General features: G+C 70.2%; 23 protein-coding genes. 6 read left to right on the top strand and 17 right to left on the bottom strand.

The window, feature by feature from the left end; all coding sequences use genetic code 11:
- Positions 1-835: 835 nt before the first annotated feature.
- Positions 836-1,132 (top strand): DUF1540 domain-containing protein, encoded by a 297-nt coding sequence (locus ABZS77_RS22645; RefSeq protein ID WP_354826060.1) that lies wholly within the window; start codon positions 836-838, stop codon positions 1,130-1,132.
- Between the two features lie 14 nt (positions 1,133-1,146).
- On the opposite strand, the gene ABZS77_RS22650 is transcribed toward ABZS77_RS22645, so the two are convergent.
- Positions 1,147-3,153 (bottom strand): protein meaA, encoded by a 2,007-nt coding sequence (locus ABZS77_RS22650; protein ID WP_354826063.1) that lies wholly within the window; start codon positions 3,151-3,153, stop codon positions 1,147-1,149.
- Positions 3,154-3,304: 151 nt separating this feature from the next.
- Between ABZS77_RS22650 and ABZS77_RS22655 the strand changes: the two genes are divergently transcribed.
- Positions 3,305-4,156 carry an ABC transporter ATP-binding protein gene (locus tag ABZS77_RS22655; protein ID WP_354826065.1) on the top strand — a complete coding sequence of 284 codons (852 nt, stop codon included), beginning with the start codon at positions 3,305-3,307 and terminating at the stop codon, positions 4,154-4,156.
- Positions 4,153-4,998, top strand: coding sequence for an ABC transporter permease (locus ABZS77_RS22660; RefSeq protein ID WP_354826068.1), 846 nt, complete (start codon positions 4,153-4,155; stop codon positions 4,996-4,998). Before ABZS77_RS22655 ends, ABZS77_RS22660 begins: the two co-directional genes overlap by 4 nt.
- 51 nt (positions 4,999-5,049) lie before the next feature.
- On the opposite strand, the gene ABZS77_RS22665 is transcribed toward ABZS77_RS22660, so the two are convergent.
- Together ABZS77_RS22665 and murA are read right to left on the bottom strand one after the other, a co-directional pair.
- Positions 5,050-5,898, bottom strand: a complete 849-nt coding sequence (locus tag ABZS77_RS22665; RefSeq protein WP_354826071.1) for a 3-hydroxyacyl-CoA dehydrogenase family protein — start codon at positions 5,896-5,898, stop codon at positions 5,050-5,052.
- Between the two features lie 79 nt (positions 5,899-5,977).
- A complete protein-coding gene (murA, locus tag ABZS77_RS22670) occupies positions 5,978-7,420 on the bottom strand; it encodes a UDP-N-acetylglucosamine 1-carboxyvinyltransferase (protein ID WP_354826074.1) in 1,443 nt (480 codons plus the stop codon).
- On the opposite strand from murA, the gene ABZS77_RS22675 reads away from it, so the two are divergent.
- The gene (locus tag ABZS77_RS22675) at positions 7,419-7,991 is read left to right on the top strand and encodes a cob(I)yrinic acid a,c-diamide adenosyltransferase (protein ID WP_354826077.1); all 573 of its coding nucleotides are present in this window, start codon (positions 7,419-7,421) and stop codon (positions 7,989-7,991) included. The two genes, murA and ABZS77_RS22675, sit on opposite strands and share 2 nt — an antisense overlap.
- On the top strand, positions 7,967-8,395 hold the full coding sequence (locus ABZS77_RS22680) for a VOC family protein (RefSeq protein ID WP_354826080.1): 429 nt from the start codon (positions 7,967-7,969) through the stop codon (positions 8,393-8,395). Before ABZS77_RS22675 ends, ABZS77_RS22680 begins: the two co-directional genes overlap by 25 nt.
- Before the next feature lie 118 nt (positions 8,396-8,513).
- Here ABZS77_RS22680 and ABZS77_RS22685 read toward each other — a convergent pair whose 3' ends face one another.
- The 13 genes from ABZS77_RS22685 to glyA form a co-directional block, all read right to left on the bottom strand.
- Positions 8,514-8,969 carry a DUF2550 domain-containing protein gene (locus tag ABZS77_RS22685; RefSeq protein ID WP_354826083.1) on the bottom strand — a complete coding sequence of 152 codons (456 nt, stop codon included), beginning with the start codon at positions 8,967-8,969 and terminating at the stop codon, positions 8,514-8,516.
- 12 nt (positions 8,970-8,981) lie between these two features.
- Positions 8,982-9,263: a F0F1 ATP synthase subunit epsilon gene (locus ABZS77_RS22690; RefSeq protein ID WP_151491389.1), complete on the bottom strand. Its 282-nt coding sequence runs from the start codon at positions 9,261-9,263 to the stop codon at positions 8,982-8,984.
- A gap of 87 nt (positions 9,264-9,350) precedes the next feature.
- Positions 9,351-10,493, bottom strand: coding sequence for an LCP family protein (locus ABZS77_RS22695; protein ID WP_354826086.1), 1,143 nt, complete (start codon positions 10,491-10,493; stop codon positions 9,351-9,353).
- Between the two features lie 222 nt (positions 10,494-10,715).
- Positions 10,716-12,152 carry a F0F1 ATP synthase subunit beta gene (gene atpD, locus ABZS77_RS22700; protein WP_139582683.1) on the bottom strand — a complete coding sequence of 479 codons (1,437 nt, stop codon included), beginning with the start codon at positions 12,150-12,152 and terminating at the stop codon, positions 10,716-10,718.
- Positions 12,152-13,081 (bottom strand): F0F1 ATP synthase subunit gamma, encoded by a 930-nt coding sequence (locus ABZS77_RS22705; protein ID WP_354826089.1) that lies wholly within the window; start codon positions 13,079-13,081, stop codon positions 12,152-12,154. Before ABZS77_RS22705 ends, atpD begins: the two co-directional genes overlap by 1 nt.
- Before the next feature lie 4 nt (positions 13,082-13,085).
- On the bottom strand, positions 13,086-14,738 hold the full coding sequence (gene atpA, locus ABZS77_RS22710) for a F0F1 ATP synthase subunit alpha (RefSeq protein WP_354826092.1): 1,653 nt from the start codon (positions 14,736-14,738) through the stop codon (positions 13,086-13,088).
- Positions 14,739-14,855: 117 nt separating this feature from the next.
- Positions 14,856-15,677: a F0F1 ATP synthase subunit delta gene (locus ABZS77_RS22715; RefSeq protein WP_354826095.1), complete on the bottom strand. Its 822-nt coding sequence runs from the start codon at positions 15,675-15,677 to the stop codon at positions 14,856-14,858.
- On the bottom strand, positions 15,677-16,216 hold the full coding sequence (locus ABZS77_RS22720; protein WP_354826098.1) for a F0F1 ATP synthase subunit B: 540 nt from the start codon (positions 16,214-16,216) through the stop codon (positions 15,677-15,679). Before ABZS77_RS22720 ends, ABZS77_RS22715 begins: the two co-directional genes overlap by 1 nt.
- A 26-nt stretch (positions 16,217-16,242) precedes the next feature.
- Positions 16,243-16,476 carry an ATP synthase F0 subunit C gene (locus tag ABZS77_RS22725; protein ID WP_030488047.1) on the bottom strand — a complete coding sequence of 78 codons (234 nt, stop codon included), beginning with the start codon at positions 16,474-16,476 and terminating at the stop codon, positions 16,243-16,245.
- Positions 16,477-16,542: 66 nt separating this feature from the next.
- Positions 16,543-17,340, bottom strand: coding sequence for a F0F1 ATP synthase subunit A (gene atpB, locus ABZS77_RS22730; RefSeq protein ID WP_354826100.1), 798 nt, complete (start codon positions 17,338-17,340; stop codon positions 16,543-16,545).
- Positions 17,341-17,351: 11 nt separating this feature from the next.
- Positions 17,352-17,588, bottom strand: coding sequence for a hypothetical protein (locus tag ABZS77_RS22735; protein WP_354826103.1), 237 nt, complete (start codon positions 17,586-17,588; stop codon positions 17,352-17,354).
- A 192-nt stretch (positions 17,589-17,780) separates the two neighbouring features.
- Entirely contained in the window at positions 17,781-18,206 is a 426-nt protein-coding gene (locus ABZS77_RS22740) for a hypothetical protein (protein WP_354826106.1), read from the bottom strand.
- Positions 18,199-19,488 carry a serine hydroxymethyltransferase gene (glyA, locus tag ABZS77_RS22745; RefSeq protein WP_354826108.1) on the bottom strand — a complete coding sequence of 430 codons (1,290 nt, stop codon included), beginning with the start codon at positions 19,486-19,488 and terminating at the stop codon, positions 18,199-18,201. Before glyA ends, ABZS77_RS22740 begins: the two co-directional genes overlap by 8 nt.
- Before the next feature lie 35 nt (positions 19,489-19,523).
- Between glyA and ABZS77_RS22750 the strand changes: the two genes are divergently transcribed.
- The gene (locus ABZS77_RS22750; RefSeq protein WP_354826110.1) at positions 19,524-20,987 is read left to right on the top strand and encodes an SDR family oxidoreductase; all 1,464 of its coding nucleotides are present in this window, start codon (positions 19,524-19,526) and stop codon (positions 20,985-20,987) included.
- Positions 20,988-21,000: 13 nt separating this feature from the next.
- On the opposite strand, the gene ABZS77_RS22755 is transcribed toward ABZS77_RS22750, so the two are convergent.
- Complete coding sequence (locus tag ABZS77_RS22755) at positions 21,001-23,115, bottom strand: transglycosylase domain-containing protein (RefSeq protein ID WP_354826112.1); 2,115 nt, start codon at positions 23,113-23,115, stop codon at positions 21,001-21,003.
- Positions 23,116-23,124: the final 9 nt, after the last annotated feature.

A 23,124-nucleotide genomic window follows, 5' to 3' on the forward strand; every position in this document is an offset into this window, starting at 1 on the left:
GCGAAGGCCAGACCAGCAACGGACAGCACACTCTTACGGATGATCGTGGTCATGGGGGTAGCTCCTTCGGGGGTAGGAAACACCCACACCATCGGGGGAAAAGATCGGCGCGGGTGTGAGCACCTCGTCCGGCGCTGCACAAAAGTCATCAGGGGGTCGGCGGCCTGCGAGCCGGGGGGCTCACGGCGCCGGGTCCGTGTGTAACGACCCGGGGGCCGGGATGATTCCGGGCCGGCGGCACCCGCATCGAGGCGGTGCCGGGGTCTGTGTGTAACGACCGGCGGGCCGGGGTCATTCCGGGGCCGGCGGCACCCGCATCGAGGCGGCGCCTGGGGGGTCTGCAACGACCGGGCCGGGCTTCCCATTCCCACCCGTGCAGGGTGGGCCGAGCGGCCGTGGTCCTGCGATCGTCAGGGTATGTAACGACCCCCGGCCCGCCATGATTCCGCCGCACGGATGCGCCCGGTCACAGCCCAGACACCCCAAGACCGGACAAATCCCCGCAGGATACGAGCGGGGCGGGTCCCCCCAGGCGCCCAGGCGGAGATCCGCTCCAGACCGCCGATATCGCGCCGTCCGGGACGCCAACCACACCGGCCATGTCGTGTCGAGGCGTGCCCGCCGATCGGGCGCACGGAGGCCGGGGAGGGGAAAACGCCATTGGCGCGGCGGAACGACCCAGAATCCCAGGCGCGTGGAAGCGGGGCAATCGCGTTGGGCCCGACGCCAACGGTCATCGGATCGGGCGGGGTACCGCCGATCGGCGGGTGGACATATCGCGGCAGGTAAGACCGACAAATGCCTAGGATCAGACAGGAGCCTAGAGGAGGTCGGCATGACGACAGCGATGGAGATGCCCCGGGTCCAGGAGTGCGTGGTCGCGGCGTGTGCGTACAACCAGTCGGGTGACTGCCACGCCTTCGCCATCACGATCGGCAGCATGGATCACGCGCACTGCCACACCTTCGTCGAGTCGCCGGTCCGGGGCGGGGTGGACAGCCTGATCGCCCAGGTGGGCGCCTGCCAGCGTTCCGACTGTCGGCACAACGAGCAGTTGGAGTGCCACGCGTCGTCCATCAAGGTCGGCCCGGACAACGACATGGCCGACTGCATGACGTACTCCGGTCGCTGACCCGCGAAGCGGGTTCAGGGCAGGTCGTTGGCCCGCCGGATGACCGTCACCAGGTCGTCGATGATGCCGGTGAGCGCGAAGTCCTTCGGCGTGAAGACGCGGGCCACTCCGGCGGCCCGCAGCGTGTCGGCGTCGCCGGCGGGGATGATGCCGCCGACCACGACCGGCAGGTCTCCCCGGCCGGCGGCGCGTAGACCGTCGAGCACCGCCGGCACGGCCGCGAGGTGCGAGCCGGACAGCACGGAGAGCCCGACCAGGTCGACGTCCTCCTCGACGGCGGCGGCCACGATCTGCCCGGCGGTCAGCCGGATGCCCTGGTAGACGACCTCGAAGCCGGCGTCGCGGGCGCGTACCGCGATCTGCTCGGCGCCGTTCGAGTGCCCGTCCAGGCCGGGCTTGCCGACCAGCAGCCGCAGTCGCCCGCTGCCCAGTTCCCGGGCGGTGGCGGTGACCCGCTCACGGACCGCCGCGAGGCCCGGATCTCCGCCGGTCCCGGTGGCGCCGGCCAGGCCGGTGGGTGCCCGGTACTCGCCGAAGACCTGGCGCAGCGCGCCGGCCCACTCGCCGGTGGTCACCCCGGCCCGCACGCACTCCAGGGTGGCCGGCATCAGGTTGGTGCTGGTCGCGGCGTCCGCGCGGAGTCGGGTCAGTGCCGCGTCGACCGCGGCGGTGTCCCGTTCGGCACGCCACCGGTGTACGGCGTCCGTGGCGGAGGCCTCGACCGCCGGGTCGACCTGCTCGACCGCCTCCGCGCCGGCCGCGGTCAACGGGGACGGCTCGGTCTCGGCGAAGCGGTTGACCCCGACCACCACATCAGCGCCGGACTCCATCCGGCGGCGGCGCTCGGCCAGCGAGGCGACGAGCGCGCTCTTGAGGTAGCCGGTCTCCACGGCGGCGACCACGCCGCCCAACTCCAGCACCTTGTCCAGCTCGACGCGGGCTCCGGTGACGATCTCGTCGACGAGCGCGGTCATCACGTGCGAGCCGGCGAAGAGGTCGGGATATTCGAGCAGGTCAGACTCGTACGCCAGGACCTGCTGCATCCGCAGCGACCACTGCTGGTCCCAGGGGCGGGGCAGGCCGAGCGCCTCGTTCCAGGCGGGCAGTTGCACCGCGCGGGCGCGGGCGTCGCGGGACATCGTCACGCCGAGCATCTCCAGCACGATGCGCTGGATGTTGTTCTCCGGCTGCGCCTCGGTCAGGCCGAGCGAATTGACCTGCACGCCGTAGCGGAAGCGGCGCTGCCGGGCCTCGGTGACGCCGTACCGGTCCCGGGTGATCTCGTCCCAGAGCGCGCCGAACGCGCGCATCTTGGCGATCTCCTCGACGAAACGCACCCCGGAGTTGACGAAGAACGAGATCCGCTGCACCACGTCGCCCATCCGGTCGGCGGGGACCTGGCCGGAGTCGCGGACCGCGTCGAGGACGGCGACGGCGGTGGCCAGCGCGAAGCCGACCTCCTGCACGGGCGTCGCGCCTGCCTCCTGGAGGTGGTACGAGCAGATGTTGACCGGGTTCCACCGGGGCATCTCGCGCAGCGTGTACGCGACCACGTCGGCGGTCAGTCGCAGGGACGCGGCCGGCGGGAAGATGTACGTCCCCCGGGACAGGTACTCCTTGATGATGTCGTTCTGCGTGGTGCCGGCGCAGCGGGCCAGGTCGGCGCCCTGCTCCGCCGCCACGGTGCCGTAGAGGGCGAGCAGCCACATCGCCGGGGCGTTGATGGTCATCGAGGTGTTCGTGTCGGCGAGCGGGAGGCCGTCGAAGAGCGCCCGCATGTCGCCGAGGTGCGCCACCGGCACGCCGACCCGGCCGACCTCGCCGGTGGCCAGTTCGTGGTCCGGGTCGTACCCGGTCTGGGTGGGCAGGTCGAAGGCGACCGAGAGGCCGGTCTGCCCCTTCGCCAGGTTGCGGCGGAAGAGGGCGTTGGTCGCGGTGGCCGAGGAGTGACCGGCGTAGGTGCGCATCACCCACGGGCGGTCCCGCTCGGGCAGCCGCCCCGGGTATGCCGTCTCATCCATGGCCGGAGTCTAAGTTACCGTTCAGTAAAACGGGTTGTGGAAAACCACACAGGCCCATGTCGCGGACGACCTGGTCCGAAGTGCCCGTGGTGGCGCTGACCGCCACACCCCGGGCACCCGCCTGTTGCTGCCAGGACGCACACTGGACGGCATGGATGACGAGCTGGCCATCTCCGTCCGAGGGCTGCGCAAGGCGTACGGCGACAACGTGGCCGTGGCGGGCGTGGATCTCGACGTGCGGCGCGGTGAGGTGTTCGCATTGCTCGGCCCCAACGGCGCCGGCAAGACCACCACGGTGGAGATCCTGGAGGGCTACCGCCGGCGCGACGCGGGCGAGGTCAGCGTGCTCGGCACGGACCCGGCCCATGCCGACGCGGGGTGGCGGTCCCGGGTGGGCATCGTGCTGCAGGGCACCGGCGAGTTCGAGGAGCTGACCGTTGCCGAGGTGGTTCGGCACTTCGCCGGCTTCTATCCCCCTGCCGATGACCCGGACAAGGTGATCGAGCGGGTCGGGCTGGCCAGCAAGGCGAAGGCCCGGACGCACACCCTCTCCGGCGGGCAGAAGCGTCGCCTGGACGTGGCGCTGGGCATCATCGGCCGCCCCGAGCTGCTCTTCCTAGACGAGCCGACCACCGGTTTCGACCCGGAGGCCCGCCGCGAGTTCTGGGAGTTGATCCGCGACCTCGCCGCGGCCGGCACCACCATCTTGCTCACCACCCACTATCTGGACGAGGCCGAGACCCTCGCCGACCGGGTCGGTGTGATCGCGGGCGGCCGGCTGGTCGAGGTCGCTGCCCCGAACCTGCTGGGCAATCGGCAGGCGGCCCTCGCGACGGTCTCCTGGCGTACCCCGGAAGGGACGTGGGAGAGCGCGCAGAGCGCGACGCCGGCGGCCCTGGTGGCCGACCTGGCCGCGCGTTTCGGCGGCGAGGTCCCCGGGCTCACGGTGACCCGGCCGACCCTGGAGGACGTCTACCTCACGATGATCGGACACGCGCGATGACGACCACGACGAAGCCGGCGACGCCGGTCAGCACCCCCCGCGGTCGACGGCCGGGTGCCGGCTCGCTCGCCCTGCGCCAGGGCCGGCTGGAGATCACCCAGTTCCTGCGCAGCCGGGAGTCCGTGGTCTTCACCATGGGCTTCCCCATCATCATGATCCTGATCTTCGCGTCGATCTTCCATGGCGAGATCGGCGGCGGGGTGAAGTTCACCCAGTACTTCATCACCGGCATGATCGCGACCGGCCTGATGACTGTGAGCTTCCAGAACCTGGGCATCTGGATCCCGGTCGAGCGGGACCGGGGCGTGCTCAAGCGCTACCGGGGCACGCCGATGCCGAAGTGGGTCTGGTTCGCCGGCAAGGTGATCATGGTGGTGGTCATCGGCATCGCCGAGACGGCACTGCTGCTGGCCTTCGCGGTGGCGCTGTTCGACCTCGACCTGCCCGGCGCCGCCGGGAAGTGGATCACCTTCGGTTGGGTGTCCCTGCTCGGCGTGACCGCGTGCACCCTCTGCGGCATCGCCATCTCGTCGGTGGCCCGCAGCGCCCGCAGCGGCTCGGCGGTGGTCACCCCGGTCGCCCTGGTGCTCCAGTTCATCTCCGGGGTGTTCTTCGTCTTCACCGACCTGCCCACCTGGATGCAGCAGGTGGCGGCGCTGTTCCCGCTCAAGTGGATGTGCCAGGGGCTGCGGGCGGTCTTCCTGCCGGAGAGCTTCGGCGCCCAGGAGCCGGGCGGCTCGTTCGAGCTGGGCCGGGTGGCGCTGGTGCTCGGCCTGTGGTGCGTGATCGGCCTGGTGGTCTGCCTGACCACGTTCCGCTGGACCACCAAGCGCGACGGCTGACACGGAGAAAGGGGGCGGGCGCTGTGCGCCCGCCCCCTTTCCATGTCCCGCTCAGTACGTGTAGAAGCCCTTGCCGGTCTTGCGGCCCAGGTCGCCTGCCGTGACCATGCGCTGGAGCAGCTCCGGCGGGAAGAACTTCTCGTCGGCGGTGTCGGTGTAGATGTTCTTCGAGGCGTGCAGCAGCACGTCCACGCCGGTCAGGTCGGTGGTGGCCAGCGGGCCCATGGCGTGCCCGAAGCCCAGCCGGCAGGCCGTGTCCAGGTCCTCGGCCGACACCACGCCGGACTCGACGAGCTTGACCGCCTCCACCACCAGGGCGGAGATCAGCCGGGTGGTGACGAAGCCGGCGATGTCCCGGTTGACCACCACGACCGTCTTGCCGATCTCCTCGGCGAAGGCCCGCACGGTGGCCAGCGTGGCGTCGCTGGTCTTGTAGCCGCGCACCAGCTCGCAGAGCTGCATCATCGGCACCGGGGAGAAGAAGTGGGTGCCGACGACGGCCTCGGGCCGCTCGGTGACCGCGGCGATCTGGGTGACCGGGATGGCCGACGTGTTGGTGGCGAGCACCGCGTCGGACTTGCAGATCTTGTCCAGCGCGCGGAACACCTCGTGCTTGATCTCCAGCCGCTCGAAGACCGCCTCGACCACGATGTCCGCGTCCGCCGCCGCCTCCAGGTCGGTGGTCGAGGTGATCCGGGCGAGTGTCGCCTCGACCTCGGACGCCTCGATCCTGCCCTTCTCGGCGAACTTCTCGAGCGACTTCCGGATGCCGCCGAGCCCCCGGGTGGTGGCCGCGTCGTCCAGGTCGCGCAGCGTCACCTGCCAGCCCGCCTGCGCCGCCACCTGGGCGATGCCGGAGCCCATCAGCCCGGCCCCGACGACCGCGAGTCGACCCGCCATCTACTTCTCCCTCGCTGCGAATGAGTGCCTTCCTGCACCCTAGCCGGCGAGCCTGAACGATGACTAAGTGGCTGCGGCGTCAGATCTCCACCGACGGTTCCTCCGGCGCGGTGCCCCGCTCCACCGCCACCCCCAACGCCCGCAGATCGGCCACGAAGTCCGGGTAACCCCGGTCGACGTGGTGCACGTGGGAGACCTCGGTGACCCCGTCCGCGCAGAGACCGGCGATGATCAGCCCGGCGCCGGCGCGGATGTCGGTGGCCCGCACCGGCGCGCCGGACAACCGGTCCCGGCCCCGGACCACCGCGTGGTGCCCGTCGGTCTTGATGTCCGCGCCGAGGCGCATCATCTCGTTGGCGAACATGAACCGGCCATCGAAGATGTTCTCGGTGATCAGCGAGGCGCCGTCGCTGACCGCGGCCAGCCCGATCGCCATCGGCAGCAGGTCGGTGGCGAAGCCGGGGTACGGCAGCGTCACGACGTCCACCGCGCGGGGCCGGTCGTCCATCCGTACCCGGAAGCCGTCCCCGCGGGTCTCCACCAGGCCGCCGGCCGCGACGACCTTGTCCAACGCGACCTCCAGGAAGGCCGGGTCCAGACCGGTCACCGTGACGTCCCCCCGCGTCATCGCCGCACCGAACGCCCAGGTGCCGGCGACGATCCGGTCCCCCACCGTGGCGTGGCGCACCGGGCGCAGCCCGGCGACACCGGTGATCCGCAGGGTGGACGTGCCGGCGCCGGAGATCCGCGCGCCCATCTGGTTGAGCATGGTGCAGATGTCGACGATCTCCGGCTCCCGGGCCGCGTTGTCGATCATCGTGGTGCCCTGGGCGAGGACCGCCGCCATCACCAGGTTCTCGGTCGCGCCCACGCTCGGGAAGTCAAGCACGATGTCGGCCCCGCGCAGCCCGTGCGGCGCGGACGCGATGACGAACCCGTGCTCACCGGAGATCTCCGCCCCCATCCGGGTCAGCCCGGAGATGTGCATGTCCAGTCCACGCGAGCCGATCGCGTCACCGCCCGGATGCGCCACCCGCACGAACCCCCGGCGGGCCAGCAGGGGACCGAGCACGCAGATCGACGCGCGCAGCCGGCGGACCAGGTCGTAGTCCGCGTCCGCTCCCGGCTGCTCGGGCACGTCGATGGTCACCGAACGGGACCTGGCGACGCCCCCTCGGGCGACCATCGGGTCGATCGGGTCGTCGGCGTCGAACTCGACCTCGCAGCCCAGCCGGCGCAGCACCTCACCCATGATCGCGATGTCGGTGATCCGGGGAACGTTGGTGATGACGCTGCGACCAGGAGCGAGCAGCGCGGCGGCCATCAACTTCAACGCCGAGTTCTTGGCACCGACCACGTGCACGGTGCCGGTCAGCCGCGCGTCACCCCGTACCCGGATGACGTCGACGTCGCTGACCGCCGGATCGCCGGCATCGCCGGGACCCACCACCGCCGGCCAGGCGGTCGTGGCGTCCGGGCGCGCCGGGATCGTCAGGTCCGGTATCCGTAGGCTGTGCGTCATGGCCGTCCACCTCACGCGCATCTACACCAAGGCCGGCGACGCCGGCATGACCAGGCTGAGCAACAACGAGCAGGTACCGAAGACCGATCCGCGGATCGCCGCGTACGCCGACGTCGACGAGTGCAACGCGGCGATCGGTGTCGCAATCGCCCTGGGGCAACTCGACGAGGAACTGCGGGGCGTGCTGGGGTCGGTGCAGAACGACCTGTTCGACGTCGGCGCCGACCTGTCCACCCCGGTCGAGCCGGACCCGAAGTACCCGCCACTGCGGGTCACCGAGGAGTACGTCGAGCGCCTGGAGGGCTGGTGCGACGAGTACAACGCACGCCTGAGCAAGCTCGACTCCTTCATCCTCCCCGGCGGCACCGCTGGTGCGGCACTGCTGCACGTGGCGCGTACCACTGCCCGGCGTGCGGAACGAGCGGCGTGGGCGCTGGTCAGCCACGATCCGGACCGGACCAGCCCGCTCCCGGCAAAGTATCTCAACCGGCTCTCCGATCTGCTCTTTATCCTGTCAAGAACGGCAAATCCGGCGGGAGATGTGCTATGGGTCCCGGGCGGTACGCGCTGACCGTCGGCGGCCTGCACCACGTGGAGGTGTGGGTTCCCGATCTCAGCGCGGCCACGCGTAGTTGGGGCTGGCTCCTCGGCGAATTGGGCTGGACACCCCACCAGGACTGGCCGGCCGGCCGATCCTGGCGCCTGGGCGGGACCTACCTGGTGCTGGAGCAGTCGCCAGCGCTCTCCGGCGCGGTCCACGACCGGCTCGCCCCGGGGCTGAACCACCTGGCCTTCCACGCTGGCCCGCCGGCCGCCGTGGACCGGCTGGTGGCGGCCGCCCCGGCGTACGGCTGGAGCCTGCTCTTCCCGGACCGCCATCCACACGCCGGCGGCCCGGACACCTACGCCGCCTACCTCACCGACAACCAGGGCTACGAGGCAGAACTGGTCGCCGACGACAACAGCGGAAGATAAAGAGAACGCCAGACCGACGCACCGCGCCCGAGACGGGTTTCCGGGGGAACCCCAGGAGCAACCACAGACCACCGGCGGGCTCCCCCGCAAACCCCACCATCGACCAGAGAACGGCGGATCAGGCAGCCGGCCAGTCCTGGGAGGCCATACGCGGCGAGACCGCCCCCGGAGGGGCGGCCTCGAGCCAGGATAGGAATCCGGTCACTGTCGACCGCGCCATGGCGATCTCCACCGGTGCGTGGTGACTCGTACAGCGAAGGATCACCCAGTCGGCCGGCATGGAGAGCCGTTCCTGCCCTTCGGGCAGACGGCGGCGCTCGACCGCGAGGTCCTTGCGGGAGAGGACCCGCTTGGGGCGCAGCGCGAAGCTGAACATTCGATACCAGCGCAGTTCGTCACCGGCGAACCGGCCAAAGCCGGGCGACCAGCCACGGCCGTCGAGCACTGTGGTGACCCGGACGCTGAGCCGGATGATGCCACCGCTGCGGGTGACCACGGCCCGCCTGACGAAGAGGACGAGGAGTGCGACGAGGATGACGGCGACGCCGATCCCGATCCCTTCGACGATCTGCATCCCCGGTATGGCTCAGCGGCTCGGTGCGGAAACCGGGGTCGCGCTCTCGGCCAGCACGGTGACGCCGTCGGCGCTCACCGAGAGGAAGCCACCGGCCACCTCGTAGGCGACCTGCTCACCGCCGGCCAGCTTGATGCGGACCTGGCCGGGCTCGGCGAGCTGGCCGAGCAGCGGAGCGTGCCCCGGCAGGACACCGAGCTCACCCTCGGTCGTGCGGGCGACGACCATCTCGGCGTCACCGGACCAGACCTTCTCCTCGACGGCGACGAGCTCGACGTGAAGCTGCTGTGCCACGCTGTCTCCTTGCTGCGGCGGCGGATTGCCGAAAGTCTAGCCGTGACTCCGGCGCACTCCCCAGCCGGGTGGGAAAAGAGCGACCGGCTACTTGGTCTTGTTCTGGAATTCCGGATGCTCCAGGAGGAACGGGTCGAGCTGCTCGTTGTGCAGTGCCGTGAAGAAGTCGGGTACGCCGTCCTGGAACTGCTCACCCAGGTACTTCTTACCGTCGAACACTCCCCCACCGGGCAGCTTGATCATCTGGATGGTGTTGGGGCGGATGTCCTTCAGTGCGATGCCGAAGTCGACGACACTGTTACCCCGACCGTTGAAGATCAACGACTGTCCGGCCGCGCGGAGCACCTTGTCGAGCTTGATCGGGTTGGCGACCACGTCGGCGCTGAACGCCTGACCCACCATGGCCTTGACGAACTGCTGCTGGTGGCGCTGCCGACCGTAGTCGGCGTCCGGGACGCCGTTCTTCGGGTAACGCTGCCGGACGTAGTCCAGCGCCTGCCACCCCTTGAGGTGGTGGGTGCCCTTCGGGTAGACCGCCTGCGGCCCGACGTAGCCCTCGCCGCGGGTGTTGCCGGGGCGCGGCTTGCCGTCCGGCTGCTTGTGCTCGGACCGCACCTCGCGCTCGACGTACATGTCGACGCCGCCCATGGCGTCGACGATCTTCTGGAAGCCGGTGAAGTTGATGATCGCGCCGGCGTCGAACCGCTTGATGCCTGTCACGTTCTGCACCGTCGTGGCCAGCAACTCGAAGCCGCGGGCCGCGTCGGGGTTCGCCCCCGGCACCCGGCTGCCGAACGACATCGCGGCGTTGATCTTCGTCTTCTCGCCGTGGAAGTTGGCCTTCTTGAAGGCGGGGATGTCGACGTAGAGGTCACGTGGCAGCGAGAAGAGATACGCCCGGTCCATCGACGCCGGCACGTGCAGAATCATGATCGAGTCGGCAAGCGGCGCCGCCGTGGGCGTACGGGGGTCGATGCCCACCAGCAGGATGTTGAGCGGGCCCTTGATGTCGCTCTTCTTCTCCTTGGCGCCCGCCGCCTGGTCGCCGAAGAGGTCGGCCTTACCGACCGCGCCCTCGTAGCGGGCCATCAGCATCTCGGTGCCGACCAGTGCCGTACCACTGAGCATGGTCAGCACGGCGCCGAACACCGTGCAGATCCTGGCCCAGCGTGGCACGCCCCGCCACACGGACTTCCTGCGGCCACTCTTGCCGGCCTTAGCCACGAGCATCTCCGTTCGTTACGCCCACGTGGGGAAGACGGGCGCACGTCGCCGAAAGGTTGCCAAGATGAACGCTCGTTCACGTGAGCGCGCGGAACGACCGTAGCTCGGCCGGCGCGCGAGCGACGACCGCGAGGAACGGACCGCGACGATGATAGGGCGCGAAGATGAACAAAAGACTGCCCCGGCATTGCCGGGGCAGTCTTTTGGTGACGAATCCGATGGGGCTGGTCAGCCCTTCATCAGCTCCTCAGCCTTGCGCTCCAGGTCCTCGAGACCGCCGCACATGAAGAACGCCTGCTCGGGGAAGTGGTCGTACTCGCCCTCGCTGATCTTGCGGAACGCCTCGATGGTCTCCTTGATCGGGACCGTCGAGCCCGGCACGCCGGTGAACTGCTCCGCGGCGTACGTGTTCTGCGAGAGGAAACGCTCGATCCGCCGCGCGCGCTGCACGGTGATCTTGTCTTCCTCGGAGAGCTCCTCGATACCGAGGATGGCGATGATGTCCTGCAGGTCGCGGTAGCGCTGCAGGATCCGCTTCACCTCGGTGGCGACCTGGAAGTGCTCCTGGCCGACGAACTCCGGGGCGAGGATCCGGGACGAGGACGCCAGCGGGTCCACGGCCGGGTAGATGCCCTTGTCGGAGATCGACCGCTCCAGGTTGGTGGTCGCGTCGAGGTGGGCGAACGTGGTGGCCGGGGCGGGGTCGGTGTAGTCGTCCGCCGGCACGTAGATCGCCTGCATCGAGGTGATGGCCTGACCCCGGACGGACGTGATCCGCTCCTGGAGCTCGCCCATCTCGTCGGCCAGGGTCGGCTGGTAGCCCACCGCGCTCGGCATACGACCGAGCAGGGTGGAGACCTCCGAGCCCGCCTGGGTGAAGCGGAAGATGTTGTCGATGAAGAGCAGCACCTCCTGCTTCTTCACGTCCCGGAAGTACTCCGCCATGGTCAGCGCGGAGAGCGCCACCCGCAGACGGGTGCCCGGCGGCTCGTCCATCTGGCCGTAGACCAGCGCGGTCTTGTCGATGACGCCGGACTCGGTCATCTCGGCGATGAGGTCGTTGCCCTCACGGGTCCGCTCACCCACGCCGGCGAACACCGACGTACCACCGAAGTTACGGGCGACACGGGTGATCATCTCCTGGATGAGCACCGTCTTGCCCACACCCGCGCCGCCGAACAGGCCGATCTTGCCGCCCTTGACGTACGGGGCGAGCAGGTCGATGACCTTGATGCCGGTCTCCAGCATCTCCGTCTTCGGCTCCAGGTCGGCGAAGGCCGGGGCCTTGCGGTGGATGCCCCACCGGTCGTCGGCCTGGATGGTCTCACCCTCGGTGAGGTTGAGGCACTCACCGATCGCGTTGAACACGTGGCCCTTGACCGCGTCGCCCACCGGAACGGTGATCGGCTCGCCGCGGTCCTGCACCTCCGCGCCACGGACCAGACCGTCCGTCGGCTGCATCGAGATGGCGCGGACCAGGTTGTCACCCAGGTGCTGGGCGACCTCCAGGGTCAGCGTCTTCTCACCGCCGGACAGGTTCACCTTCACGTTGAGGGCGTTGAACAGGGCCGGCATGGCGTCGCGCGGGAACTCGGCGTCGACGACCGGGCCGATGACCCGGACCACGCGACCCGTGGCCGTCTTGGTCTCTACTGGGGCAGTCATCACACTTCACTTCCCGACGCGGCCAGCGCGTTGGCGCCGCCGACGATCTCGCTGATCTCCTGGGTGATCCCGGCCTGCCGGGCCGAGTTCATCTCACGCGTGTACTTGTCGATCATCTCTTCGGCGTTGTCGGTGGCACTCTTCATCGCCCGCCGACGCGACGCCGACTCACTCGCCGCCGACTCGATCAACGCCGCGTAGATCCGCGTGTTGATGTACCTCGGCAGGAGCGCGTCGAGCAGCGCCTCCGCCTCCGGCTCGAACTCGTACGCCGGCAGCAGCCCCTCGGAGCGCGGCCGGTCCTCCACCTGCATCGGACCGATGACCTTGGTGACCGGGGTCTGCGTCATCAGCGAGTGGAACTCGGTGTAGACGATGTGCAACTCGTCGACACCCAGCACCCCGTCCGCACCGGCGCCACCGTCGACGTCGTCCGCACCAGCCGTGAACGCCTTGATCAACGTCTCACCGACGGTACGGGCGTCCTCGAACGACGGCTGCTCGCTGAACCCGGTCCAGTTCTCCTCGATCGGCCGGTCACGGAACCGGTAGTACCCGACACCCTTGCGCCCGATGACGTAGAGCACCGGCTCCTTGCCGTCCGACCTGAGGCGCGCGATCAGCGACTCGGCCATCCTGATCGCGTTGGAGCTGTAACCGCCGGCCAGGCCACGGTCGCTGGTGACCAACAGGACGCCCGCCCGCCGCACCCGCTCGCGCGGGGTGAGCAGCGGGTGGTCGATCCGCGCGTTGGACGCCAGCGCCGTGAGCACACCGGTGATGGCCTGGGCGTACGGCAGGGACGCCTGCACCCGGGCCTGGGCCTTGGCGATCCGGCTCGTCGCCACGAGCTCCATCGCCTTGGTGATCTTCTTCATCGACTTCGCCGAGCGGATCCGTTGACGAAGAACGCGTACCTGGGCCGCCATGGGATCAGCTCTCGGCCGGGCGGTCGGTCGCGCCGTCGCGGAAGCGGGTCACCGTCTCGCGGTTCTGCTCGCCCTCGAGCGGCGTGGCCGGCGCGTCGTTGACCTTGCGCTCGTCCTCCTTGCCGAGGAAGACCTGCTTGAACTCGGCGATCGCCGCCTCCAGGGAGCCGATGATGTCATCGTTCCACTGGTTGTCGGCGATCCCGGCCAGCACACCCTCGTGCTTGTGCCGCAGGTACTGGAGGAACTCCGCCTCGAAGCGCCGGACCTCACCCACCGGGATGTCGTCAAGCTTGCCCTCGACGCCGGCCCAGACCGAGACGACCTCCTGCTCGACCGGGAACGGCGAGTAGTTCGGCTGCTTGAGCAGCTCGACGAGGCGCACACCGCGGTCGAGCTGGGCCCGCGAGGCCCGGTCCAGGTCGGAGGCGAAGGCGGCGAACGCCTCCAGCTCGCGGTACTGGGCCAGGTTGAGCCGCAGCGAACCGGCGACCTTACGCATCGGCTTCACCTGCGCGGCGCCACCGACCCGGGAGACCGAGGTACCGACGTTGATCGCCGGGCGGACGCCCTGGTTGAACAGGTCCGTCTCCAGGAAGATCTGGCCGTCGGTGATCGAGATGACGTTGGTCGGGATGAAGGCCGAGATGTCGTTGGCCTTCGTCTCGATGATCGGCAGACCGGTCATCGAGCCGCCACCCAGCTCGTCGGAGAGCTTCGCGCAACGCTCCAGCAGGCGGGAGTGCAGGTAGAAGACGTCACCCGGGTACGCCTCACGGCCCGGCGGGCGACGCAGCAGCAGCGACACGGCGCGGTACGCCTCGGCCTGCTTGCTCAGGTCGTCGAAGACGATCAGAACGTGCTTGCCGCCGTACATCCAGTGCTGCCCGATGGACGAGCCGGTGTACGGGGCGAGGTACTTGAAGCCGGCCGGGTCGGACGCCGGCGAGGCGACGATGGTCGTGTACTCCATCGCGCCCGCCTCCTCCAGCTGCCCCTTGATCGAGGCGATGGTGGAGGCCTTCTGGCCGATGGCGACGTAGATGCAGCGGACCTGCTTCTTCGGGTCGCCGGTGCGCCAGTTGTCCCGCTGGTTGAGGATGGCGTCCAGGGCGACAGTGGTCTTGCCGGTCTTCCGGTCACCGATGATCAGCTGCCGCTGGCCCCGACCGATCGGGGTCATCGCGTCGATCGCCTTGATGCCGGTCTGCAGCGGCTCGAACACCGACTGCCGGGACATCACGTTCGGAGCCTGCAGCTCCAGCTCGCGGAAGCCCTCGTTGGCGATGTCACCGAGGCCGTCGATCGGCTGGCCGAGGGCGTCGACCACGCGGCCGAGGAAGGCGTCGCCGACCGGAACGGAGAGAACCCGCTCGGTGCGCTTGACGCGCTGCCCCTCCTCCAGCTTGGCGGAGTCACCGAGAACGACGACGCCGATCTCCCGAACGTCGAGGTTCAACGCCACGCCGAGCGTGCCGTCCTCGAACTCCAGGAGCTCGTTGGTCATGGTCGAGGGCAGGCCCTCGACGTGGGCGATACCGTCGCCGGTGTCGGCGACGGTGCCGACCTCCTCGCGGGAGACGTCGGACGAGTAGGAGGAGACGTAGCGCTCCAGGGCGCCGCGGATCTCCTCCGTCGAGATGGTCAGCTCGGCCATCCTCTGCTTCCTTAAAATTCAGGGGCCCGGGATACCTAGTACCGACCGGTCCGAATGGCGTCTGTCAATCCGGGCGCTGCGCGGCGGTGCCGCCCTTGCATCGGGCGGCGGAGCCGCTCAGCGCTTCGCGAGCGCGTTGCGGGTCTCGTTGAGGCGGCGAAGAATGGTGCCGTCGTACAGGTCGGAACCGACCCGCACGCTCACGCCACCCAGGACGTTGGGGTCGACCGTCTGCTTGACGGAGACCTCTCGACCGTATATCCCAGCGAGGCTCGCACCCAGCCGGCGCTCCTCGTCGTCACTCAACGGGGCCGCCACGGTGACGTACGCCACCTGACGGTCCCGCCGTTCGGCGGCGAGTTCCACGAGCCGGGTGAGCGATCCGCTGAAGGAGCGCCCCCCGAAGCCGGACAGCGCCACCTCGATGAGGCGAACGGTGGCCAGACGGGTCTTGCCGGCCAGCAGCTGGCCGACCAGGACCCCGCGCTGCTCCACCGGGGCCGCCGAGTTGGACAGCACCGCCGCGAGCTGGGGCTCGCCGGCGACGACCTGCCCGAATCGGAACAGCTCGTCCTCGACCTCGCCGAGGTCACCGGAGGCCTCGGTGCTGGCGAGCACCGCTTCCACGCCGAGTCGCTCGACGGCGTCGAGCAACTCCGACGGTGCCGACCAACGGCCGGACACCAGCGCGGCGAGCAGCTCGAGCGCACCCTCGCCGACCTTGCCGCGCAGCATCCCGCCGAGCAGTTCGGCGCGATCCGCGCCGGACCGGGCCGGGTCCGAGAGCGCCCGGCGCAGCCGGGGCTCCCGTCGCAGCAGCCCGCCGACAGCGAGCAGGTCGTTCGCGGTGTGTGCCACCGCGACCGCGTCATTGCCGCGGACGTACGCGTCGAGGCGCTCGGCCGCGACCTTGTACGACTCCCGGCTGGCGGCCTGCATCAGCGGGCCCCCGTGCTCTCGAGACCGCTCAGGAACCGGTCGACGGTGCCCTTGCGCCGCGCCTCGTCGGCAAGCGACTCGCCGACGATCCTGCTGGCCAGGTCCACCGCGATGGTGCCGACCTCGGCACGCAGCTCACGCACGATGGTGGCCCGCTCGGCGGCGAGCTGGTCCTTGCCGGCCTGGATGACCCGGTCGGACTCTTCCCGCGCCTTGGCGAGGATGTCCTGCCGGATGCCCTCGGCGTCGGCCCGCGCGTCGTCACGGATCTTGGCGGCGTCGGTCCGGGCCTCGGCGAGCTGGGCCCGGTACTGCTCGAGCAGCTGGTTCGCCTCGGCCTGGGCGGCCTCGGCGCGCTTGATGCCGCCCTCGATCGCGTCGACCCGAGCCTGGAACGTCTGCTCCATGCGGGGGAAGACGAACTTCATCAGCACGAAGCAGAGCACGGCGAAGGCGACCGAACCGACCACGATCTCCTGCCAGAGCGGGATGATCGGGTTGTGGGTCGACTCACCACCCTCAGCGGCGAGGAAGTACATGGTTACCTCCCGGTCTATGGGCGGGATCAGCCGGCCCAGATGAAGCCGAAGGCGATGCCCAGCAGCGCCAGCGCCTCGATGACGGCGAAGCCGATCCAGACGTACGGCAGAGTCATCCGGGACGACTCCGGCTGGCGGGCGGTCGACTGGATGTAGGCGGCGAAGACCAGGCCGACGCCGATGCCCGGGCCGATGGCCGCGAGGCCGTAGCCGATGGCGGCGGTGCTGCCCTCTACCGCGGCGAGAACGCTAGCGTCCATTGGTGTGGTTCCTCCTGGTTATCACGCGTGACTCTCACGCGGGACGACAACGGTTGGTGCGGTGGATCAGTGCTCGTCGGCGAGCGCGCCCTGCACGTAGCTGGCGGTGAGGACGGTGAAGACGTATGCCTGCAGGCAGATCACCAGGAACTCGAGGAAGGTGAGCGCGATGGTCATCACCCAGGAGAGCACCGAGACCGGAGCCAGCCAGGCGTTGGCGCTCAGCATGGCGAAACCGCCGAGCGTGAAGACCAGCAGGAGCATGTGACCGGCGAACATGTTCGCGAAGAGACGAACCGCGAGCGAGAACGGCCGGACGATGAAGGTCGAGAAGAGCTCGATCGGGATCAGCAGCGGCAGGATGTACCAGGGTGCCGGCGGGATCAGCGAGTTCTTGAAGTACTTGACGAAGCCGTGGTGCTTGATGCCGATGTAGTTGAACAGCACGTAGCTGATGATCGCGAGGATCGCCGGGAAGGCGATGTGCGAGTTCGGCGAGATCTGGAAGAACGGGATGATCGCGAACGCGTTCGTCAGCAGCACGAAGCAGAACAGCGTCGTGAAGTAGGGGGCGAACCGCACACCCGCGTGGCCGATCATGTCGACCGCGATGTTGTTGCGCACGAAGCCGTAGATCGACTCGGCGAACCACTGCTTCTTGGTCGGGACCAGCTGCGGGTTCCGGTAGGTCGCCAGGAAGAAGATGATCAGGACGCCGACCGCGATCCAGACCATCGCCGTGATCTTGGTGAACCAGTACGAGTCGTGCGCACCCCAGGGCAGGATGCTGGGCAGGTAGAAGTCCTCCACCGTGGGTGGGAAATTCGCCTGGCCCGCCGCCAGGACATTCGCCTGTCCGAACACCGCGTCCCTTCCTAAGTAGGCGTGCCGAGTCGGCGGACGACCAGGATGATTCCCCCGGCCATGCCGAGCACGACGCCGATCCCGGTGGCGACGCCACCGGTGTCGAGCCACTGGTCGACCAGCCAGCCGATGAAACCCCACACGAGCATGCCTCCGATGAGGTAGCTGAGCGCGGTCCAACCCTGACCGGCGCCGGACGGAATGTCGTCCGATTCACCGGCGGGACGGGGGGTTTGGTCACCAGCCATGACGGGGCGAACGATATCAGCCGGGAAGACGAGGCTGTGCCTCACCCCCCGCACAACCGTCGTTGTGTGGGCATCTCTGGGCTCGCGTCGTCTGTGGGCACGCTACTCCCCTTCCGCCCGTCGGAGAATGACCGGAGGCCGACACATTGCCGCGCGTCCGAAAGCTGGGACGACGCCCCGCCGATCGCCGGGTCAGCTCCGCGGTCGGCGGGCATGCACGCTGGTCAGCCACCAGATGTGCACCGCCGTCCACACTGCCACCCCGGCGACGATGCCGAGGCAGAGCGGGACCAACCCGGGCCAACCGGTCGACGCCACCGCCACCATGACCACACCCAGGAGGGTGAACTTCAGCGCGTACAGGCCCAGCCCGAGCGGCAGCAGCAACTGCGGGTTGATCTGGTCGGCCCAGGCCAGCACCACGGTCGTGAGGGTGTAGCTGAGCACCGTGACACCAACGCCGGCCGCCGCGCCGAACGCGGCGGTCACACCGCCGGTCGCCCCACCCACCACCGCGGCGACAGCGGCCAGCGCCACCGACGCGACGAGCAGCACCGGCAGGTGCCGCAACCGCCACCGCCGGTCGGCGTCGGGCTCGACCACCCCGGGCTCAGCCACGGGGGTACGCCGGGAACGCGGCGACCAGCTCGGCCACCTCGGCACCCACGCGGGCCAGGTCGTCGGCGCCACCCGGGGCACCCGGATCGGTACGCACCGCACGGGCGATCAGGGTGGCCACCTGCCGCAGCTCCCCCTCGCGCATCCCCTGCGTGGTGACGCTGGGCGTGCCCACCCGGATGCCCGAGGCCACCAGCGGCGGTCGCGGGTCGTACGGGATGGCGTTCTTGTTGAGCGTGATCGACGCGGCGCCGCAGCGGTTCTCCGCCTCGGCGCCCGTCACGCCCAGCTCCCGCAGGTCGATCAGGGCCAGGTGGGTGTCCGTGCCGCCGGACACCGGGCGCATCCCCTCGGCGGCCAACCCGGCGGCGAGCGCCTGGGCGTTGCGGACCACCTGACCGGCGTACGTCTGGAACTCCGGTTGCGCCGCCTCGCGCAGCGCGACGGCCTTCGCGGCGACCGCGTGCATCAGCGGGCCGCCCTGGGTGAACGGGAAGACCGCCTTGTCGATCCGCTGGGCCAGCGACTCCCGGCACAGGATCATGCCGCCGCGCGGGCCGCGCAGCACCTTGTGGGTCGTGGCGCAGACGACGTCGGCGTACGGCACCGGAGACGGGATCGCGCGCCCGGCGACCAGGCCGATGAAGTGCGCGGCGTCCACCATCAGGTACGCGCCGACCTCGTCGGCGATCTCCCGGAACCGGGCGAAGTCGATCAGCCGGGCGTACGCCGTGGCACCACAGATGATCATCTTGGGGCGGTGGGCGCGGGCCAGGTCCCGTACCTCGTCGTAGTCGATCAGCTCGGTGTCCGGGCGGACCGTGTAACCGACCGGGTGGAACCACTTGCCGGAGAAGTTCACCCGGCTGCCGTGGGTGAGGTGCCCACCGTGCGGCAGGTCCATCGCCAGCACCGTGTCCCCCGGCTGCACCAGCGCGGCGTACGCGGCCAGGTTGGCGCTCGCCCCGGAGTGCGGCTGGAGGTTGGCGTGCTCGGCCCCGAAGAGTTCCCTGGCCCGGGCGATGCCGATCTCCTCGGCCCGGTCCACCTCGGCGCAGCCGCCGTAGTAGCGCCGACCCGGATAGCCCTCGGCGTACTTGTTGGTCAACGTCGAACCGAGCGCGGCCAGCACCGCCGGCGAGGTCAGGTTCTCGCTGGCGATCAGCTGGAGGCCACCCCGCAACCGGTCCAGCTCGCCAAGAACCACCTCGGCGATCTCCGGGTCGGTGGCCCTGAGCTGGGCGAAATCCGGCCCCCAGAAGGTGCTCGTCTCGGTCTCCACAGCGAACGAGTCTAGGGGGCCGCACACTGGGAGCCGTGAGATGCCTCGTCACCGGAGCCACCGGATACATCGGCGGGCGACTGACGCCACTGCTGCTCGCCGACGGACACACCGTGCGCTGCCTCGCCCGCAAGGCGGTGCGGCTGCGCGACGTGCCATGGGCCTCCGCCGCCGAGATCGTCGAGGGCGACCTCAGTCGGCCGGAGACGCTGGACGCCGCGTTCGCCGACGTGGACGTCGCGTACTTCCTGGTGCACTCCCTGGGCCGGCCCGACTTCGAGGCCGCCGACCGCACCGCCGCGACCAACTTCGCGCGGGCGGCCCGCGCGGCCGGCGTACGCCGGATCGTCTACCTGGGGGGCCCGGAGCCGGCAGCCGACGCGGAGGTCCCCTCCCCGCACCTGCGGTCCCGGGCCGAGGTGGGCCGGATCCTGCTGGACAGCGGGGTCCCCACGGCGGTGCTGCGCGCCGCGGTGATCATCGGGTCCGGCTCGGCGTCGTTCGAGATGCTGCGCTACCTCACCGAGCGTCTGCCCGCCATGGTCACCCCCCGCTGGGTGCGGAACCGGATCCAGCCGATCGCCGTCCGCGACGTGCTGCGCTACCTGGCCGGCTGCGCCGCGCTCCCGCCGGAGGTCAACCGAGGCTTCGACATCGGCGGCCCGGACGTGCTCACGTTCCTCGACATGATGCAGCGCTACGCCCGGGTGGCCGGGCTGCGGCGGCGGATCATCGTGCCGGTCCGGCCGCTCACCCCGTCGCTCTCCTCGCACTGGGTCGGTCTCATCACGCCGGTGCCGAACGCCATCGCCCGCCCGCTGGTGGAGAGCCTCATCCACGAGGCCGTCGCACACGAACACGACATCGCCCGGTACGTGCCGGACCCGCCCGGCGGGCTGACCGGCTTCGACGACGCGGTGGCGCTGGCGCTGGCCAAGGTACGCGACGCGCAGGTGGAGACCCGCTGGTCGACCGCGAGCGGCCCGGACGCGCCCGCCGAGCCGCTGCCCAGCGACCCGGAGTGGTCCGGTGGCACCGCGTACACCGACGTTCGTGAGCGGGCGGTGGACGCGTCGCCGGCGGCGCTGTGGCGGGTCATCGAGGGCGTCGGCGGCGAACACGGCTGGTACTCGTTCCCCCTCGCCTGGTCGATCCGCGGCTGGCTGGACCGGCTCGTCGGCGGCGTCGGACTGCGCCGGGGCCGCCGCGACCCGCACCGCCTCCAGGTCGGCGAGGCGCTGGACTTCTGGCGGGTCGAGGAGATCGTCCCCGGTGAGCTGCTGCGGCTGCGCGCCGAGATGCGGCTGCCCGGCCGGGCCTGGCTGGAGATGCGGGCCCTACCGTCCGACGACGGCCGCAGCCGCTACCAGCAGCGCGCCGTCTTCCTGCCCCGAGGCCTCGCCGGCCACGCCTACTGGGGCTCGGTGGCCCCGTTCCACGCGGTGGTCTTCGGCGGAATGGCCCGCAACATAGCCCGCAACGCCGAACAGACCCCCTGACCCCCGGGGGGGGTTAGTTGCCGGCGCGGGGTTGGGTCTGCTGGAAGGCGGTTCGTTCGCTCGGCGGGACGAAGTCGCGGACCGGTTGGTCGCGCAGGGCCACGGAGAGGACCTCGCCGACCGCGTCCACCATCCGCGACTGCACCGCCTGACCGACCGCGTCGCGGGGATCGTCCGGGTTCGCCGCCATCGAGGCGACCGCGAGCTGCGGCGTGAACGCCACCACCGTCTCCGTCTCGTACCGCTCCGAACTGCCGGTCTTACCGGCGACCGGCCGGCCGAGCCGGGCACGCAGACCGGGCGCGGTGGCCCCGTCGCAGCGCCCGTACATCGACTGGTCGCCGACCGGGCAGCGGGCCGCGTCGGTGGCCGCCCGGGCCACGTCGGCGTCGAGCACCTGCCGGCAGTCCGGTTTCGCGGCGTCGACCGGCCGGCCACCCGAGTCGGAGATCGAGACGACCGGCAGCGGCGCGCACCAGGTCCCCTCGGCGGCCACCGTGGCGTACGCCGTGGCCAGGTCCAGCGGGGTCGTCGCGGCCACGCCCAGGGTGAACGGACCCCAGTCCTTCGCGCCGTACCGGGCGAGCCGGGCGTCGGAGTCGGCACGCAGCACGATGCCCAGCCGCTCGGCCATCTCGACCACCCGGTCGGCGCCGACCCGCTCGGTGAGCCACGCGAAGTAGGTGTTCACCGAGCGGCCGAACGCCGTCCACATGGTGCGCGGGCCGTCCATCGACGAGGGGCTGGCGTTCGCCGGACACCAGCGGCCGTCGCAACTGCCCGGTCCGGTGACCGGGAAACGGGTGAGCAACTGGGTGGGCGCGACGAAGTCCGTCGACAGCGGCATCCCGGACTCCAGGGCGGCGAGCAGGGCGAAGAGTTTGAACGTCGAACCGCCCTGGTACCCCTCGATCGCGCCACCGCCGGCGACCAGCTGGTTGACCGTGTTCGGGTGGTTCTTCTGCCCGACCGGGTTGTCCTCGACGCTGTAGTTGCGGTTCACCGACATCGCCAGCACCCGCCCGGTGCCGGGCTGTACGACCACGGTCGGCACGGCCCGCGCCTCGGTCGGCCGGTAGATCCCCAGCACCTGCTCGGTGGTGGCCCGCTGCACCCCCGGGTCCAGCGAGGAGACGATGGAGAACCCGCCCCGGCGCAGCGTGCGTTGCCGCTCGTCGGCGGTCGACCCGAACGCGGGCTGGTCGCTCCACCATCTGGTGAACCAGTCGCAGAAGAATCCCCAGTCGTTGTGTCCGTCCGGCACGGCCGTGCAGTCGTTCGGGGTTTCGCTGGGCCGCAGCTGCAACGGCTCGGCCCGGGCGGCGGCCGCCGCCTCCGCCGACACCTGGCCGGTCTCCACCAGCTGCTCCAGCACGTACGTGCGCCGGTTCAGCGCGCTGTCGGCGTCGCCGTTGATCGGGTCGTCGCTGTCCGGGGACCGGACCAGGCCGGCCAGCAGCGCGGCCTGGGCCAGGGTGAGGTCGGCGGGGCTGCGGGAGAAGTAGCGCTTGCTGGCCGCCGCGATGCCGTACGCGCCGGCGCCGAAGTAGGCGATGTTCAGGTAGCGGGTGAGGATCTCCTCCTTGTTCAGCTCCCGTTCCATCGCCAGGGCGTACCGCATCTCCTGGAGCTTGCGGGCGGTGGTGACCTCGGTGGCCGCGTGGCGCTGCCGCTCGGTCAGCCGGGGGTCGCTGCTCAGGACGTTGCGGACGTACTGCATGGTCAGCGTGGAGGCGCCCTGCCGGGTCTGGCCGTCGCGCTTGTTGACGGTGAACGCGCGCGCCACTCCACGCAGGTCCACCCCGCTGTGCTGGTAGAACCGGACGTCCTCGGCGGCCACGATCGCCTGGCGCATCACCGGTGCCACCTCCCGCAGCGGCACGTCCCACCGGTCCTCCTGGTAGAAGGAGGTGATCAGGGTGGTGCCGTCGTTGGCGTAGAGGTTGGAGCGCTGGGCGGTGGGCGGCGTCCGCAGGGTGTTCGGCAGCTCCGAGTAGGGCGTGGACAGGGCGCTGAAGCCGATCCCGAAGACCAGGGCCGCGGGTAGGGCGGCCACGGCCAGCACCAGCCCGGCCAGTACGCCGGCGATCACCACGGTCAGCAGTTTGTCGAGATGGGCCCGGATCATCAGCTCTCC

Origin of the sequence: Micromonospora sp. NPDC005298, from assembly GCF_040607375.1 — a bacterium.
Taxonomy (GTDB): domain Bacteria; phylum Actinomycetota; class Actinomycetes; order Mycobacteriales; family Micromonosporaceae; genus Micromonospora.

What these genes read in the sequence shown, in the direction of transcription:
- atpA (WP_354826092.1), bottom strand. Translation starts at nt 14,738, where the DNA reads ATGGCCGAGCTGACCATCTCGACGGAGGAGATCCGCGGCGCCCTGGAG.
- ABZS77_RS22715 (WP_354826095.1), bottom strand. Translation starts at nt 15,677, where the DNA reads ATGCAGGCCGCCAGCCGGGAGTCGTACAAGGTCGCGGCCGAGCGCCTC.
- ABZS77_RS22655 (WP_354826065.1), top strand. Translation starts at nt 3,305, where the DNA reads ATGGATGACGAGCTGGCCATCTCCGTCCGAGGGCTGCGCAAGGCGTAC.
- ABZS77_RS22675 (WP_354826077.1), top strand. Translation starts at nt 7,419, where the DNA reads ATGGCCGTCCACCTCACGCGCATCTACACCAAGGCCGGCGACGCCGGC.
- ABZS77_RS22685 (WP_354826083.1), bottom strand. Translation starts at nt 8,969, where the DNA reads ATGCAGATCGTCGAAGGGATCGGGATCGGCGTCGCCGTCATCCTCGTC.
- atpD (WP_139582683.1), bottom strand. Translation starts at nt 12,152, where the DNA reads ATGACTGCCCCAGTAGAGACCAAGACGGCCACGGGTCGCGTGGTCCGG.
- ABZS77_RS22650 (WP_354826063.1), bottom strand. Translation starts at nt 3,153, where the DNA reads ATGGATGAGACGGCATACCCGGGGCGGCTGCCCGAGCGGGACCGCCCG.
- ABZS77_RS22720 (WP_354826098.1), bottom strand. Translation starts at nt 16,216, where the DNA reads ATGTACTTCCTCGCCGCTGAGGGTGGTGAGTCGACCCACAACCCGATC.
- ABZS77_RS22665 (WP_354826071.1), bottom strand. Translation starts at nt 5,898, where the DNA reads ATGGCGGGTCGACTCGCGGTCGTCGGGGCCGGGCTGATGGGCTCCGGC.
- ABZS77_RS22680 (WP_354826080.1), top strand. Translation starts at nt 7,967, where the DNA reads ATGGGTCCCGGGCGGTACGCGCTGACCGTCGGCGGCCTGCACCACGTG.
- ABZS77_RS22735 (WP_354826103.1), bottom strand. Translation starts at nt 17,588, where the DNA reads ATGGCTGGTGACCAAACCCCCCGTCCCGCCGGTGAATCGGACGACATT.
- ABZS77_RS22695 (WP_354826086.1), bottom strand. Translation starts at nt 10,493, where the DNA reads ATGCTCGTGGCTAAGGCCGGCAAGAGTGGCCGCAGGAAGTCCGTGTGG.
- ABZS77_RS22645 (WP_354826060.1), top strand. Translation starts at nt 836, where the DNA reads ATGACGACAGCGATGGAGATGCCCCGGGTCCAGGAGTGCGTGGTCGCG.
- murA (WP_354826074.1), bottom strand. Translation starts at nt 7,420, where the DNA reads ATGACGCACAGCCTACGGATACCGGACCTGACGATCCCGGCGCGCCCG.
- ABZS77_RS22755 (WP_354826112.1), bottom strand. Translation starts at nt 23,115, where the DNA reads ATGATCCGGGCCCATCTCGACAAACTGCTGACCGTGGTGATCGCCGGC.
- ABZS77_RS22705 (WP_354826089.1), bottom strand. Translation starts at nt 13,081, where the DNA reads ATGGCGGCCCAGGTACGCGTTCTTCGTCAACGGATCCGCTCGGCGAAG.
- ABZS77_RS22660 (WP_354826068.1), top strand. Translation starts at nt 4,153, where the DNA reads ATGACGACCACGACGAAGCCGGCGACGCCGGTCAGCACCCCCCGCGGT.
- ABZS77_RS22725 (WP_030488047.1), bottom strand. Translation starts at nt 16,476, where the DNA reads ATGGACGCTAGCGTTCTCGCCGCGGTAGAGGGCAGCACCGCCGCCATC.